This window comes from Shewanella sp. UCD-FRSSP16_17 (assembly GCF_001675935.1).
Lineage (GTDB): Bacteria > Pseudomonadota > Gammaproteobacteria > Enterobacterales > Shewanellaceae > Shewanella > Shewanella japonica.
Genome location: NZ_LZFV01000001.1, coordinates 1,009,487 through 1,025,070 on the forward strand (window position 1 = coordinate 1,009,487; position 15,584 = coordinate 1,025,070).

The window sequence follows — 15,584 nt, forward strand, 5'->3', positions numbered from 1 at the left end:
ATCGTTAAATGCATATAATAAATGCAAAAAAAAACGCCCATATGGGCGCTTTAATTGAATATTGTTTCTTTATTCACCTTTAAGACGGCGATCTAACTGATCTTTCAAGTTAGCAGGAACACCCTTAATAAGAATGGTGTCAGAAATAGGATCGTAGATAACTCTCTCACCTAAATGGCCGCCATCAAAGCTCAATGTAACGCCACCACCAGTACCCGAAAACTTCTTTAAGGTGCGTAAACTGGCTTTATCGGCAGGAAACTCCTCATCTAACTCGTAAGCGCCGCCACAAGCAAAATCGTAAAACGAATCCATACCAGAATCGGCCAATTCATCAGCCAAATTTTTTACTTCGATATCCGCGCCTTCATCGGCACGCTCACTGCAGTAATCAAACACTTTATCACGACATTGTTGACGCTCATCTTTAGTCAATTCACTACTGGCGACAAAGTCTTCAACAGCGTGCATTAATGTTTTATTCTGCGCCTTAGTATTTACGCCTTCAACACAGCCCATGAAATCCAAGAAAAAGTCTGCCACTTTACGGCCCGCACGGCCACGTACAAACGAAATATATTTACGTGAATCTTTATCTGCTTGCCATTCTGTTAAATCAATTCGAGCTGCCAACTGAACATTCGTTAAATCAAGATGGTTGTTTTGCGATAATTCCATATCATCTAACACCGTCATTGACGATTTTGCGTTTAACAATGCCACGAATAAATAATCACTTGTCATGCTGGTATAGCAAGACATCAACAAAAAGCCGCCTTGACTAAAGTCATATTTCGCAAGTTCTTCCTGAAGTAACTTACTTGCAGCACTACTAAACTCAACAAATCCTAGTTCGCCGCTTCGATATTCATTTAATGCGTCAGAAAAAGCAGGGTTGGCTTCACCATCTTCACCGTGTGTGCCAAAAAAGCCAAAGCCTTTACCAGCTTTACCCGTATAGGTTTGATGCAACTCTTCTAGCATCGCTTCTACAGCGCTGCTATTTAGTAGAGGTTGTGGTCTTAAACGACAACTGAGTTGACCCTGACTGTCTTGGGAAATTTCGTGGATAATTGCTTGTTCGATATTGATGCTCATAAGCCCTAACTGAATCTGTAATATATGGAAGCGAAATAGCGCTGAATATCATAACAGACACGTTAAAAAAGTCTCAAAAAATATTACGAAAAGTGCCAATAGCTTCAAGTGCCAATTTTAGTTAACTCAACCGCTATATTTATTTCAATTTGTACTTAACAAGGCCATTAAATTGCTAAATTTCGACGCTATTTTCACCACAATAAACTACAGCAAGATAATATGAAATCCGATATAATAGGCGGCTAATTCATTACTTTTTGAACTTTTCTGATTATGGCTATCCAATCTAAATATACCAACACCCAAGTTGAAGCGTTAATTACTGAGTTATTAGCAGTACTCAACAAGCATCAAGCACCGACTGATTTAAGTCTGATGGTATTAGGTAATTGTGTTTCACATTTACTAGAGAACAAAGTACCTAGCGAATCTCGTCAACAGGTTGCTGAACAATTTGCAAAAGCATTGGCGCAATCAGTAAAGGCTGACTAAGCCATATTAAAAGGTATTTTAATTTATCAAGGATATGTTAGCTTTGAAGCATATCTTTGATAAAGATAGGATTAGGAAAACAACTCCGCATGGTTGAGCGCAAAAAACAAATGACTCGCGATAAAGTATCGCGCCTCGTTAATTGGGGTCACTGGTTTGCCTTCTTTAATGGCTTTTTAGCTATGATAGTCGGTGCCCGTTACCTCAGTAGTGTGGGTTACCCTGAAACCTTTATTGGTTGGGGCTATCTTGCCGTTAGCACCATTGGTCACTTCAGTTTTTTAGCTTTCATTGTTTATGTAGTCTTTCTTTTTCCTGTCACGTTACTATTACCTTATTCTAAAATTTTACGAGGCTACGCCGCCCTCGTCGCGAGCCTAGGCTTATGTATCTTATTGTATGACACAATTGTCTATGACGATTATGGTATTCATCTAAGCCCCTTCGCATTTGATTTAGCTTGGACAGATCTGAATGCATTATTAAAAAGTACCTCCTATATAGTGACTCCCATCTCGATTATATTAATCGAGCTAACAGCAGCTAACTTCATATGGAAACGCATCGAAAAGCTGGAGAAGAAACAGCTTGGTAATAAAGCGATTGCTTTTGTCGGTATTTGCTTTATCAGTAGCCATTTAGTTCATATTTGGGCTGATGCATCTGACGTAACACAAATTACCCGTTTTGATGATACGTACCCTTTATCATACCCAGCCACTGCACGGTCATTCATGGAAAGCCATGGTATTGAAGGCACCAATATAGAAGATAATCGCTACCAAACTAAGTCACGTAAACTGAGTTACCCTGTTAAGCCATTACAATGTAAAACGCCATTAATCCAAGAGCAGCAACCTAATGTATTGATAGTCTCTGTCGATGGTTTACGTGCAGATATGGTGAATGAACAAACCATGCCGTTTCTGACGCAATATCAGACTGATAACAAACAATTCATTGACCATTTTAGTGGTGGGAATCAGTTTAAGACGGGAATTTTTTCAATACTGTATGGCCTTCAGGGCAACTATGGTGACAGAAAAGAGTTTTATCATACTGCACCTGTTATGACACAAACCCTTGCCAAAGCAGGTTATCAGCAAGCTATTTTCTTACCGCAAGATAATGCTAATCCGTTTATCGGACGCGCTATTTTTGATGAGCTAACACCGTTTATCAACCATAGCGATGAAGGCAGTGCTAAAACAGATAGTAAAAATGTGGCCCAGTTCGTCAATTGGCAAGCATCGCAGCAGTCACATTGGTTTTCAATTGTGAACCTCACGGCTCCAAAACATTATGACACGCCTATTGGTTTTTTAGGTATCGAAACCGTTAAGCCTCACATAATGTTGAAACCTGCAGAAAAAGTACTTTATAACCAATACCGACAGTCATTGTATTTTATCGACCAGCAACTCAATCAACTAATTGATAGCGTTGATAAAGATACGGTCGTGATGATTACAGGTACCCATGGCCAAGTGTTTAGTAGTAATCCATCTGAGGTTAACCAGAATTTATCCCCTGGCAACGTAAAAGTACCTTTTGTTATGCATTGGCCAAAAGCCGCTGCAGACACAGTCACATACCGCACCAGTCATTACGGCATAGTGCCGACTATTATGAGCCAAATCTTACATTGTAATAATCCATCTACAGATTACAGTTCTGGCTACAGCTTATTGCAGCCAAGTGAACAAAGCTGGGTCTATATTGGAGATAGTCGTACATTTGCCATCTATCAAGATGCTGAAATCACAGTTTTAGATCGTCACGGTAAATATCAAATATATGATATTAATTATGACAAACGACTTAAGCGCAAGTTGAGCGCACCTGAGTTAATTCAAGTCATGCGTGAAGGCCGCCGGCTATATAATCAATAACTCGTGATAAAAATACGCTATAAATTGAGTGATTAAGAGATGACTTAACAAAAGGTTAATTGACTATATATCAGTCAATTAACCTTTTTTATTTAAAAATAAGTTGCGCCTAAAATGACGAGTTGTTAGTTTATTTACGCATCAGAAGTAAAGTCATCGGGATATGGCCTAGTCCGGTAAGGCGCTTGTCTGGGGGACAAGAGATCACAGGTTCAAATCCTGTTATCCCGACCAATTTTCACACTTAATACCATTCATAGTAAGTCTTCATATTAATAAAATATTGACGACCCACACGCTGTTTTTCTCGTTAGCTCTGACTAAGAAGATTGCTGTTTTTTGAACTGTATCACCCACGCTGCGATATTATGTGACCACTTCGACAGAACAACCTAAATTGATTGCGATATATTGCGTCAGCAAAAATCAAAATAGTTAGGAGAACAGAACCATGTGGTGGCGAATTATATTCATTTCATTAGCGTATGTATTACTTGCAGCGCATTTTCTTCGATTTGGACAAATGCCACTTGCAATCACTTGCGTCATGCTACCTTGGTTATTATTGCTTAAGAACAATATTATTACCCGAGTCATTCAATTAGGCTTAATCGTAGCGACTGTGATGGTTTGGGGCGTATCAACTTACCAATATATTGATATGCGAATAACAATGCATGAACCTTGGTATACACTCGCCATTATCATGGGTTCAGTTATCGCCTTTAGCCTTTTTGCAAGTTACTGTTTCAATGGGCTGGTTAACCCACCCAGAGCCAAGAACTGTTTATTTCGCTAAAGTCCGCACAAGTCACATTCAAGCTTAATCTGACTATGATTATTTAAATAACCAGCTTGGCACAAAAGGTTTAAACTACACCGCGCCTATAGCGCCAATAGCAAACAGGGATTGCTATATAAAACAACACCGGCAATGCCGGTGTTGTATCTTTAAAAATCAGTTGGCTACATTAGTTAATAAACCACCCATTAAACCGTTGATATAACTAACGTTTTAACAGCCATATTTTAATCTGACGTCTTCTTAGCCACAATAAAGCCGCAAAGAGAACGAAATAAATACTCGGCTCGATGATTTCTGATTTTACAGACCAATAGAAGTGTATTGGCGCTAAAATCGCGACAACATAAATCCAATTGTGTAATTGCTGCCAACCTTTTCCCATTTTACGTTTTATTGCTTGAAACGAGGTCAAAGCTAAAAGCGCTACAATAATCAACGCCACCGCGCCGACTAAAATATACGGCCTTTTAACCACTTCTTGTAACAAATAACCCCATGCAAAAAGTAAATCAAGGCTAATAAAAGCAGCAATATGTAAGCTCGCATATACAAAAACATACAAGCCAATTAATCGCCGAGTTTGCAGTAACACCCCTTGCTTCAAAAATTTAGCTAATGGTGAAACTACTAAGGTAATGATTAACGAATTAATTGCACCCATCCCAGTAAAATGGATGATGTATTGCACTGGATCGCCACCAGCATTGTCAGTCATAACTAATAAAACTAAATACACTATTGGAGATAAAAAGCTCACATGCAGTAAGCCTTTTATCCAAAATAAACCTTTAGGTGTTAACCGCTTCAATAGAACTTCCTTAAATCTAAATCTTTATATAAGTCAGCCACCTGTTCTGCGTAGCCATTAAACATTTGCGTCGGAATCCGTTTTGCAGAGAATAAACCGCCTTCACCAATGCTGCGCTCTGTCGCTTGTGACCATCTAGGGTGATCAACCTGTGGATTCACGTTGGCATAAAAGCCATATTCATGGGGTGCTAGTTGGTTCCAACTGGTAGGAGGCTGCTTATCTGTTACTCGAATTTTCACTACAGACTTAATGCTTTTAAACCCGTATTTCCAAGGTAGAACTAAACGAACTGGAGCACCATTTTGTGGCGGTAAAGTTTTTCCATATAAACCAACAGCAAGGAATGGTAACTCGTTCATTGCTTCTGCAATGGTTAAACCTTCTACATATGGGTAGTGGATCCCACCTCCCATTAGGCGATTTTTCTGACCGGGCATTTGAACTGGGTCAAATAAAGTTTCAAATGCAACATGCGTTGCCTTATTTGACACTCCAGCCATGGTCAATAGTTCAGCTAACGAAAAACCAACCCAAGGCACCACCATTGACCAAGCTTCTACACAACGAAGACGGTAAATGCGCTCTTCTAAATCAAACTTGGTCGTCAGGTCATTTAAGTCAAGTGTTAATGGTTTATCCACTAAACCTTCAATTCGCAGCTCCCAAGGATTGACCTGAAAACCTTGTGCATTTTCAAATGGGTCCTGTTTACTGGTACCGAATTCGTAAAAGTTATTATGGCGAGTAATTTTATCTTCTGGCGTCAGTATGTCGCTGATTTGAAATTGGCTTGGCTTGCTGTAATCAAGCCCTTGAACAGCAAAAGCAGGTTTATCTTCGCTGCCGAATAAGTCAAATAATCCAGCTTGAACCTGCCCAGGTAGACTTGCTCCTAACGCGCCTAAACCAAGTGCTTTTACAATGTTGCGTCTATCAGCAAATACGCGCTCTGGTGTTACTTGATTTTCTTTTAATGCCCAACTTGGCGTGTTGGCAATGCCTTTTGTAAACCCTTTTTTTGCGACCATAACGCCTCCTAAAGCAAACCTATTCTACAAAGTCATTCTACTGTTAAACTATTAGACATGCTTATACGGCAATTAATTTCAACTAGTTTACAGTTTTTAAGCTATTGAGTTTATTAATTAAGCGCTTAAGTATGAAATCACTCGATGTTGGCTTGCGCCATGTGCACTGCCATGAGAATCTTAAGCATTCATTTTTAAGCTGGCCGTATTCATGACGCTTCCTACCTCTTTATCCATTGCTGAAATCATCGCCCTCTGTGCTGTCGCCTTTTTAGGGTTATTAATTGGTGCGCTACTTAACCAACGTTTGACCCGCCAACGATGGGAGCAACATCGAGACAAACTCCAAGCTGAAATGGCGCAGTTTGAATCAGATATGGCGATAAAACAGCAATTACTTCAACAACAAATCGACGACAAAGAACTCGCGCTGCATAGCGCTAGAGAAAAAGCAGAACTTTTAATTGCTCAACTTTCAAAACTTGAAGCCCAAGCTGAAAGGTTACCACTTCTAGAGCAGCAGCTTAGCGACGGCCAACGTAAGTTTATGGAGACTCAACTGGCTCTGTCTAAATCAAATGCGATGCAACAAAGCATCCAATCACAAGCTAACACTGAAAAAGCGGCGCTCAATGACAAAATAGCTTTACTAGAAAGTGCAGAAGAACGATTAAAGTTACAATTTGAAAACCTTGCTAACCGCATATTTGAAGAAAGAAGTGAAAACTTCAAACAACAGAATGTGACACAAATTGATGGGGTTTTAGGGCCGCTAAAACAACAGTTAGAAGGATTTAGGCAGCAAATCCGAGAGTCATATACTCAAGAGCAAACTGAGCGAAGTGCGTTAAAGCACCAACTCGATCACCTCAAAGATCTTAATCTTAAAATGAGCCAAGACGCGATTAATTTAACTAAGGCTTTAAAAGGCGATAATAAGCAGCAAGGCAATTGGGGGGAAGTCATATTAGAGCGTGTTCTGCAAGAAAGTGGCTTACGTGAAGGACACGAGTACGACACTCAGCAAGACTTAAAAGATGATGGCGGAAAGCGATTTAAACCGGATGTTATCGTTCACCTGCCTGAACAAAAAGATGTCGTTATTGATGCAAAAATGTCATTAGTAGCCTATGAACGTTTCTTTAATAGCGAGGATGAATTAGTACAGCAACAGGCAATTAAAGAGCTTGCGCTATCAGTTCGCCAACATATAAAAGGTTTAAGTCAAAAGGATTACCACAAGCTGCATGGCTTAAAAAGCCTCGACTATGTGTTGATGTTTATTCCAATTGAGCCTGCGTTTTTACTGGCGTTAGAGTCAGATCCGAGTTTAGTCAGCTTTGCACTCGATCATAATATTATGCTGGTCAGCCCAACTAATTTACTCGTCGCACTTCGAACGATTAACAATATTTGGCGTTATGAATATCAGAATCAAAATGCCCAGGCTATCGCTTCGCAAGCCGCGAAAATATATGACAAATTATGTGGCTATGTAGAAGACATGGATAAACTTGGCCGCGCATTAGACACTGCAGATAAAACTTATCAGCAAGCCATGAGTAAGTTGTCACAAGGTAAAGGTAACCTAATTAGACAAGCTCACGTAATGCAAAAATTAGGTGTTGAAACCAGTAAAAATCTTGACCCGCAATTAATTAATAAAGCGTTAGATGAGTCAAAAGAGTAGCGAGTAATTGAATAAATGAGCAGCACTTTATAACAGCAGCTCACAGCGACTCAAAAGTGAATATTATCATGCAGGTTTATAATGATGAGCTAGTATTTAAAGGCTCATCATCGTTACTAATATAACCTTTAAGCATGATATAAATACCATGTACAAACATGCTCTAATATCCGATGAGTAGATGAAGTCATTGAGTAAGAAAAGTTTAATTAAAATACGTTCGTAACAATTGGTTTCGCAACAATGTCGTACTGGGACGGAGGTTCTCATTATTATGCGTAACAGTGTGTTTTTTTTAGTTAGTGTATTTATTTGTCTGTTAATGGCAGGGCTTAGCTTGCCGGTTTCGGCTGCAAAAACAACTTATACCACTGAGCAACAACTTTATCTTGATGCCCGTAAAGCACTCGATAAAAAACAAATGAAAACCTACCAGGTGCTGCGGAAAAAACTTGGTGAATATCCATTAAATGTCTATCTTGACTACCATGAAACTGGAAGTGACATCCTGTCGCTAAACGGCGAAGATGCCCATATCGCTATTGAGAAATATAAGAAAACGCCCCTCTATAACACCCTACGCTACCGTTATCTAAAAAATGCAGGGAAACGAAAGCAATGGCAGAATTTTTTAACCATTTCTCCAAACACGCCTAACGATATTGCATTGCAATGCTATTACTATCGAGCGCAACTTTCTCAAGGCAATAAAAAATCCGCCTTGGATGGTGCTGAGCGCATGTGGCTTTATGGCCGTTCACGACCAAAAGAGTGTGACGTCCTCTTTAGTGAATGGACTAAAGCAGGAAAACGGACTCAGGCATTAATTTGGTCAAGAATGCTATTGAGCTTCAACGAAAATCAATATGGTTTAACGCAATACCTTGCCAGAAAAATAACCAAAAACAAGAAAAAAGCTGACTTACTGATTTCAGTTTATCGAGATCCCAATAGCTTACGCTATACAAAAAAGTTTTCATCAAACTCACCTATCGTTGGTGATATTGTCAATGTAGGCCTTAGAAAGCTTGCTCGAAAAGATCTCAAGCAAGCCGTAAAACTGTATAACAAATATGATAAAGCTAATCGCTTTACTGCCATCAAGGGTCAGCAACTTAACCGATACATCGTAAGAAGAGCACTAATCCGTAAAGAGGCTGATTTACTTGAACACATTGATGCCAGTTTGCCCATATTAGATTCAGATGATCTATTCCAAATACGTTTACGATGGGCCATCAGTGAACAAGATAATGACAGCATAAAACGTTACCTTGCCTTACTCAGTGATGATGTGATTGATGACAGCCGTTGGCAATATTGGTCTGCCAGAATGGCATCTATTGATACAAACAACACCCCCAAAAAAAACACCACAATAGAACAACTCAGCAAAGCTCGTAATTTTTATGGTTTCCATGCGGCGCAATCAATCAACTCACCGCTTGCGATGAACGATGATAAGTTACAGTCCAATCCTAAGCTTGCCGCTAAAATCAATGATGACCCAGCAATGGCCAGAATAGTTGAACTCATTGCAATTGATAAAACCCGAGATGCTCGAGGTGAATGGGTAAGCATGTTACGACGACATGACAATGCCATGCGAGCTGAATATGGTTTATATGCCTTACAGCAAGGTTGGTTTGATTATAGTGTCGAGGCCAGTATTCAAGCGAAACAATGGAACAGCTTGCAACTTAGGTTCCCTAATGCAGCACAAGACTCATTTGAAAAAGCCAGTAAACTGTACCAAGTCGATATTGATGAGATACGTGCCATAGCCAGGCGTGAAAGTGCATTTTACCCTTATGCGACATCCGGTGTAGGAGCAAGAGGATTAATGCAACTCATGCCTGCAACTGCAAAAGAAACCGCTCGTAAAAACAAACTCAGTTTTAAGAACAAAATTCAGCTTTATCAAGTTGATTATAATGTGCAGTTAGGGAGTGCCTATTACAGCCAATTACTAAAACAGTTTGACCAAAATCGAGTACTAGCCACTGCCGCATACAATGCAGGACCGCATCGAGTGACTCGGTGGCTTAAAGAATCCAATGGGACGCTGGATGTTATGAGCTTTATTGAAACGATTCCATTTAAAGAAACTCGAGAGTATGTTCAGGCTGTTTTAAGTTACCGAATGATTTATCAGCATAATAAAAACATTAACGCCAGTATGTTTAGTGAACAAGAAATGGCATTTGCATACTAAATTACACTTTTTCAGTCTTAAAACTTGTTAAATCCTTTCCTTATATTTAACGACAAGGTAACGTAATCAATTCGATGTATTTGTTACTGGCAGTATAATGTTACTGCCAATTAACTAATGGAGTAATGCGTGCCTGCGTCAAAACTACAACAATTATTATCGCAATTAGAAACGGTATTATTAGGAAAACCTCAGCAAATAAAATTGGCCGTCGCCTGTATACTTGCAAAAGGTCACTTACTCATTGAAGATTTACCTGGCATGGGCAAAACCAGTTTGTCTCAAGCGCTTGCGACCTCACTTGGTATGAGCTATCAACGAATTCAATTTACCAGTGATATGTTACCTGCTGATATCCTTGGTGTTTCTATCTATCAGCAACAAACACAAGAATTTCAGTTTCATCCTGGGCCAATCTTCAATCAAATGCTATTAGCTGATGAAATCAACCGAGCAAGCCCTAAAACACAAAGTGCTTTACTTGAGGCGATGGCTGAAAGGCAAATTACTTTAGATGGCGCAACCCATGCCCTTCCCCAACCCTTTTTTGTTATCGCAACGCAAAATCCCATTGAGCAATCAGGAACATTCCCGTTACCAGAGTCGCAATTAGATCGCTTCATGATGCGCATTTCAATTGGCTACCCAAATGAACAAGCTGAACTTGAAATGTTAAAAAGTGATACGGCCAAAAACACCGCTACCACTATGCCGCAATGTTTTACGCCGGATGAACTCATTACTCTTCAATCACTCGTGCAAAAAGTCAGTGCATCGGATGCTGTACTTAAATATTTAATTCATTTAGCACAATATTCTCGAGAACAAGCAGACGGAAATGGCCTATCACCCCGTGCCAGCATCGCTTTACTTGATGCAGCCAAAGCGTGGGCATTTATGCATCAAAGAAACTACGTGGTACCGGAAGATATTCAAGCAGTATTTCATTGTGTAGCCGAGCATCGAATTCGTAATAATAACCCAATACAAGGCCAAGCTATCTCAGATCAAATATTGGCTAACGTTAATCCAATTAGTTAGTGATAATGAACAAGAACATCGGTAATACTGCTCATTATCAAACTCCGCCCAAGTGGTATTCTCGCTTTATTCCTAAAATGATAAAGCAGCGTTGGGCGCGTTGGTTAACACGTCGAATCCCACCCAACCAACAAGTGACGTTAAGCCATAAAAGCATTTTTATCCTACCGAGTGCCTTTGGTATCGCATGGTTTATGTTAATCGTCGTACTTTATTTATTCGGCACCAATTATCAAAACAACCTAGTCATTGGCTTAAGCTTATTACTCGCAAGTGTGCTGCATACGTGTATCATTTACAGTTATAAAAACCTGGCAGGGTTAACATTAACAGCTCCTATGCCGCCAGAGAGTATCGCGTACACCAGTTTGGCATTTCCGGTTGTACTTTCGAGTAAACAAAAAAAGGATTTAAGCCACACAAACCACCAGCAAATTTGTTTAAACTTTGCTCAGCAGCGCCATATTCGTATTGGTGATGTCGGTGAATCCTTCAACGCAACGGTCGGATATTCGCCTCAAAATAGAGGACCATTCAATCCAGGTCGTATTCAAGTTTCTTCTAACTTCCCATTGGGTTTATTTCGCGCTTGGTCCTATGTTGATTTAAACATCGAGCAGCTCATTTTCGCAGAGCCATTGCAAACAACCGTTTCGCTTACCAGTTTAGATGATGACAATAATACCGAGTTTGAACACGGTAAATTACAACCAGGGGTTGATGATTACAAAGGGTTGAAAACTTATGTTGAAGGTGAACCCTTAAAGCAAGTGGCATGGAAACAATGGGCGCAAGGGCGTGGTATGCTCAGTAAAGAGTTCGCTCAGCCAGAAGGTAAACCCGTATGGTTAAGCCTAGCTGACACACAAGGTGATGACCTTGAACATAAGCTCAGTAAATTAGCTTGGCAGGTCAATGCGTTATCACAAGCCAATCAAGTATTTGGTTTAGCATTAGATAATCAAATCATCGAACAAGACAGCGGCGAGTCACACCGAAAACAATGCCAGCAATTGATAGCAAGTTATGGTTATCGAGATATTACCCGCTCAACACAAGGTGAACTCGATGAAAATTAGCGATGATTTTAATGAGAATATTAGCCGTAACACCTTATTTTGGCTGTTACTGACTAATGCCTTGGTATTATCACCACTATACCAAGACGCCACACTGTGGAGCATTGGTATTTGCTGTATATGCTTTGTTTGGCGCATCGGCATTTATTTTGGCAAAGTCGCGGCCCCGCCTAAATTGCTGGTCACCAGTCTAGCTATTGGCGCAGCGATAACATTAGGTTTAGTGTCAAAAGAAATCGGTATGCTCAATGCACTCGTTAATTTATTGATACTTGGTTACGCCTTAAAATACATCGAGATGCGCCAAATACGTGATGTGAAAGTAGTTGTTTTAGTCGGGTATTTTCTTATTGCTTTCGCTTTATTAGAGCGTCAAAGCATGCTTGATACGGTGCACTTACTCTTTGTTTCGCTAATCAATACCTGTGTACTTATCAGTGTTTATCAACATGCGACTCGTAAAATAAACTTCAGCCTTGGCGCTAAAGTGTTACTCCAAAGCCTTCCTTTGGCTATCTTGCTTTTTATTGTTTTTCCTCGCCTTGGCCCTCTTTGGTTAGCGCCCAGCATGAAAAATGCGACAACTGGCTTATCTGATGAAGTGTCATTGGGCGATATCAGTAAACTGACGCGCTCACCTGATTTGGCATTTAGAGTGGGTTTTGACAACGAAGCATCCAATGCCAGCAAGATCCAACTTATCCCTAATGAGGCGTTATATTGGCGTGCCCTTGTAATGGAGAATTACGATGGTAAAACGTGGAAACAAGCAAACTTGCGTAAAAATACGCAGCAGCGAGCTTACCGCGAGCGCAACCAAAGAGCGATGCCAGCTCAAGTCGATCAATCCAATTCGCTTAATTATCAAGTGATCACTGAGCCGACTTATCAGAAATGGTTATTTGGCTTAGATCAGGCATTTTCAGAAACGGATCACGTTGTTGAAATGGATGACTTTCGCTTATATTCCGTCAGGAATATTGACCAACGTTTCAGTTACCGCGTGACATCTTATCCTTTGAGTATGCTTGAGCCTGTGCTAACACCACTGACCAAACGGATAAATCTATCACTGCCGAAAGAAACCAACCCTCAGACTCAAGCTTTAGCTCAGCAGTTCGTAAAAGATTACCCTGAACCACTGCCTCGAATTAACGCTATGATGCAGTATTTTAATCAACAGTCTTATTTTTATACCTTGAGTCCACCGCCTCTGGGCAACAATCAAGTGGATGATTTTTTATTTAAAAACAAAGCAGGATTTTGTTCTCACTACGCATCTGCGTTAGTGTTTATGGCTCGCTCCAGCGGAATACCTGCACGTATGGTGGCAGGTTACCAAGGTGGTGAATACAACCCCAAAGCCGGTTATTACAGTATTTATCAATATATGGCACATGCTTGGACTGAAGTATGGATTGAAGGCAGAGGTTGGATAAGGTTAGACCCGACTGCGATGATTGCACCTGAGCGGATCTTGGATGGGTTCGATGCCATGTTTACAGGTCAAGACAGTTACCTTCAAGATAGTCTTTTTACCAGCTTGCGAGTAAAAGAAATACCTTGGTTAAATGACATTCGTCTACAGTTAGCCAGCTTAGACTTTTACTGGAGTGTTTGGGTTTTAGGTTTCGATGAGGAACGTCAACAGCAAGTGCTAAGTGAACTACTAGGTGAGGTCAATACCAGTAAAATCATTATCTTAATGATTGTGAGCTTTAGTATCATCGCACTGGTTATTGCGTATTATGCAGGCGTATTTGCATTAAAGCCTAAACAAGATCCATTAATTAAACGCTATAGCCATATTTGCTCAAAATTTGCTGACAAGGGCTACCCAAGAGAAACAATGCCTCCACAAGCATTTGCAAACTTTATTCATCAAGCTATTCATCAAGAGCAACCACAACTAGCTGCTGACTTTAATAAAATGACCGAACACTTTATCGCACTGCAATATCAAGTATTAAATGATAAGCAAGCCCAGCAACATCAGAAATTGTTTAAACGCTACTTTCGTAAAGTAAAAATTGGATTATAAGTGAGTTGGCAGATTAGAGCATCAAACAACATCTACCAAGATAAACTTATATTTAATAATTTAGCTTTACATTTTTGACCTGAATTTAGAAATTTAAAATTCAGGCCAAATTAAGATGCAATAGGTCACTTATGACATTTTTAGAATAAAAGTATTTTTACACCATCCAAGAAATCATTTGCATAGGTTGTAGATCTTTACTCACATCACCGGAGCTATTATCAGCTGAGTCCAAAACAACACCAACAATTGGTGCACCTTCATTAAGGTTTAACTGCTTTAAATCTACCCAAAATAAACCTAGTTGAGATGAAGACTCCATATAGTACTTTTTATTACTATGATCAGCTAATGAACGCCACAAGGTCGCAGAAATATTGGGATGGTCAGGATCTTCCATGCCTAGCGGTACCCCTATAGAGCGCATAATTGACATTGCAGCAGCTATAGCGCTTTTTCCATCTTCAAACTTTGGAGTACTTTTCAGGAAATAATCTACTCTTACGAAACGGTCAGCAGCATTAATTGTTCCAGGGATCATTCGATTACCGCCAACCGTTTTCCAATATTTGTTAATTGCTAATTGCTCTTCAAACGTAGGAGAGTTGGTCATCACGGTATATTTAGGATGATGATGAATCGTCAACTCACCATCTATGTACTCAAAAATTGCAGAATCACCGCTTTCGTCTGTCAGAGAAATATGTGCCGTAGCTGGGCGACCATTTGCAAGTAATGGTGCGTATATTACAAAAGCTGGCTCATGCATCGCTAAAACCGCTTCATCAACAGTAGCAAAATTGTCAAGAAAATATTGGGCCCAAGCTCCAACCGAAATAACAGGCTTTTCAGTTTTGGTGTAATCACCATAATCTGCTTCAGTGAAATAAAGTGCGTTCACAGCTAAACCAGCTTCATTTAAACCGTCTGAGGAAGATGAATCATACATTGCAGTAAACACTGAACCGTATTTCGATGTCCAAGATAGCGCGTTCGCAACATCTCCACCCGTTTGTGCTGTTCCTCTAGGCATTGCTATCACAGCAAACTTTGATTTAGGATCATTCCAGTCCATACCACGCCCAGTAATGAATTTACCTGATTTAGTTTGATAAATAATACGAGTACACATTCTTAATCTCCCACATGATAATTACATGAAATAAAAATACTTCACCATAAAACTAAGATTAATATATGCCACTAATTTCCTATCAACCAATGCAATATGACGTATCAAACCCTCACTTAACAGCTATTAGTCACGTCGTCTTATAAACGTTTAATCTAGTGACTAACTCCTGTTGACTTTTCAAGGTTGTATTAGCTTTGATTTGATAGCCATTTATATGAGAGAGACATTACGGTGTCGTTATTCTACATAGAAAG

General features: G+C 39.8%; 12 protein-coding genes and 1 tRNA gene. 9 read left to right on the forward strand and 4 right to left on the reverse strand.

What is annotated here, in order from left to right; all coding sequences use genetic code 11:
* Positions 1-69: 69 nt before the first annotated feature.
* Entirely contained in the window at positions 70-1,098 is a 1,029-nt protein-coding gene (gene yejK, locus A9267_RS04270) for a nucleoid-associated protein YejK (RefSeq protein WP_065108331.1), read from the reverse strand.
* Between the two features lie 276 nt (positions 1,099-1,374).
* Between yejK and A9267_RS04275 the strand changes: the two genes are divergently transcribed.
* The 4 genes from A9267_RS04275 to A9267_RS04290 all read left to right on the forward strand — a co-directional run bounded on the left by A9267_RS04275 (position 1,375) and on the right by A9267_RS04290 (position 4,284).
* A complete protein-coding gene (locus tag A9267_RS04275; protein ID WP_055023816.1) occupies positions 1,375-1,593 on the forward strand; it encodes a YejL family protein in 219 nt (72 codons plus the stop codon).
* Positions 1,594-1,682: 89 nt separating this feature from the next.
* Entirely contained in the window at positions 1,683-3,485 is a 1,803-nt protein-coding gene (locus A9267_RS04280) for a DUF3413 domain-containing protein (RefSeq protein WP_065108332.1), read from the forward strand.
* A gap of 157 nt (positions 3,486-3,642) precedes the next feature.
* A tRNA-Pro gene (locus A9267_RS04285) sits at positions 3,643-3,719 on the forward strand.
* Between the two features lie 217 nt (positions 3,720-3,936).
* Positions 3,937-4,284, forward strand: a complete 348-nt coding sequence (locus A9267_RS04290) for a hypothetical protein (RefSeq protein WP_065108333.1) — start codon at positions 3,937-3,939, stop codon at positions 4,282-4,284.
* 208 nt (positions 4,285-4,492) lie between these two features.
* Here A9267_RS04290 and msrQ read toward each other — a convergent pair whose 3' ends face one another.
* Positions 4,493-5,098, reverse strand: a complete 606-nt coding sequence (gene msrQ / locus A9267_RS04295) for a protein-methionine-sulfoxide reductase heme-binding subunit MsrQ (RefSeq protein ID WP_065108334.1) — start codon at positions 5,096-5,098, stop codon at positions 4,493-4,495.
* Positions 5,095-6,129: a protein-methionine-sulfoxide reductase catalytic subunit MsrP gene (gene msrP / locus A9267_RS04300; protein ID WP_055023820.1), complete on the reverse strand. Its 1,035-nt coding sequence runs from the start codon at positions 6,127-6,129 to the stop codon at positions 5,095-5,097. Before msrP ends, msrQ begins: the two co-directional genes overlap by 4 nt.
* A 211-nt stretch (positions 6,130-6,340) precedes the next feature.
* Between msrP and rmuC the strand changes: the two genes are divergently transcribed.
* The 5 genes from rmuC to A9267_RS04325 all read left to right on the forward strand — a co-directional run bounded on the left by rmuC (position 6,341) and on the right by A9267_RS04325 (position 14,195).
* Positions 6,341-7,819 (forward strand): DNA recombination protein RmuC, encoded by a 1,479-nt coding sequence (gene rmuC / locus A9267_RS04305; RefSeq protein WP_065108335.1) that lies wholly within the window; start codon positions 6,341-6,343, stop codon positions 7,817-7,819.
* Between the two features lie 274 nt (positions 7,820-8,093).
* On the forward strand, positions 8,094-10,034 hold the full coding sequence (locus tag A9267_RS04310; protein ID WP_065108336.1) for a transglycosylase SLT domain-containing protein: 1,941 nt from the start codon (positions 8,094-8,096) through the stop codon (positions 10,032-10,034).
* 129 nt (positions 10,035-10,163) lie between these two features.
* Entirely contained in the window at positions 10,164-11,075 is a 912-nt protein-coding gene (locus A9267_RS04315) for an AAA family ATPase (protein WP_055023823.1), read from the forward strand.
* A gap of 5 nt (positions 11,076-11,080) precedes the next feature.
* Positions 11,081-12,154, forward strand: coding sequence for a DUF58 domain-containing protein (locus A9267_RS04320; protein ID WP_082972177.1), 1,074 nt, complete (start codon positions 11,081-11,083; stop codon positions 12,152-12,154).
* Positions 12,144-14,195: a transglutaminase family protein gene (locus A9267_RS04325; RefSeq protein WP_065108337.1), complete on the forward strand. Its 2,052-nt coding sequence runs from the start codon at positions 12,144-12,146 to the stop codon at positions 14,193-14,195. Before A9267_RS04320 ends, A9267_RS04325 begins: the two co-directional genes overlap by 11 nt.
* Before the next feature lie 157 nt (positions 14,196-14,352).
* Here the strand turns inward: A9267_RS04325 and A9267_RS04330 are convergent, their stop codons facing one another.
* Positions 14,353-15,327: a linear amide C-N hydrolase gene (locus A9267_RS04330; protein WP_065108338.1), complete on the reverse strand. Its 975-nt coding sequence runs from the start codon at positions 15,325-15,327 to the stop codon at positions 14,353-14,355.
* Positions 15,328-15,584: the final 257 nt, after the last annotated feature.

Coding starts and splice junctions, on each gene's coding strand:
- yejK (WP_065108331.1), bottom strand. CDS start 1,098: ATGAGCATCAATATCGAACAAGCAATTATCCACGAAATTTCCCAAGAC.
- A9267_RS04275 (WP_055023816.1), top strand. CDS start 1,375: ATGGCTATCCAATCTAAATATACCAACACCCAAGTTGAAGCGTTAATT.
- A9267_RS04280 (WP_065108332.1), top strand. CDS start 1,683: ATGGTTGAGCGCAAAAAACAAATGACTCGCGATAAAGTATCGCGCCTC.
- A9267_RS04290 (WP_065108333.1), top strand. CDS start 3,937: ATGTGGTGGCGAATTATATTCATTTCATTAGCGTATGTATTACTTGCA.
- msrP (WP_055023820.1), bottom strand. CDS start 6,129: ATGGTCGCAAAAAAAGGGTTTACAAAAGGCATTGCCAACACGCCAAGT.
- rmuC (WP_065108335.1), top strand. CDS start 6,341: ATGACGCTTCCTACCTCTTTATCCATTGCTGAAATCATCGCCCTCTGT.
- A9267_RS04310 (WP_065108336.1), top strand. CDS start 8,094: ATGCGTAACAGTGTGTTTTTTTTAGTTAGTGTATTTATTTGTCTGTTA.
- A9267_RS04320 (WP_082972177.1), top strand. CDS start 11,081: ATGAACAAGAACATCGGTAATACTGCTCATTATCAAACTCCGCCCAAG.
- A9267_RS04325 (WP_065108337.1), top strand. CDS start 12,144: ATGAAAATTAGCGATGATTTTAATGAGAATATTAGCCGTAACACCTTA.
- A9267_RS04330 (WP_065108338.1), bottom strand. CDS start 15,327: ATGTGTACTCGTATTATTTATCAAACTAAATCAGGTAAATTCATTACT.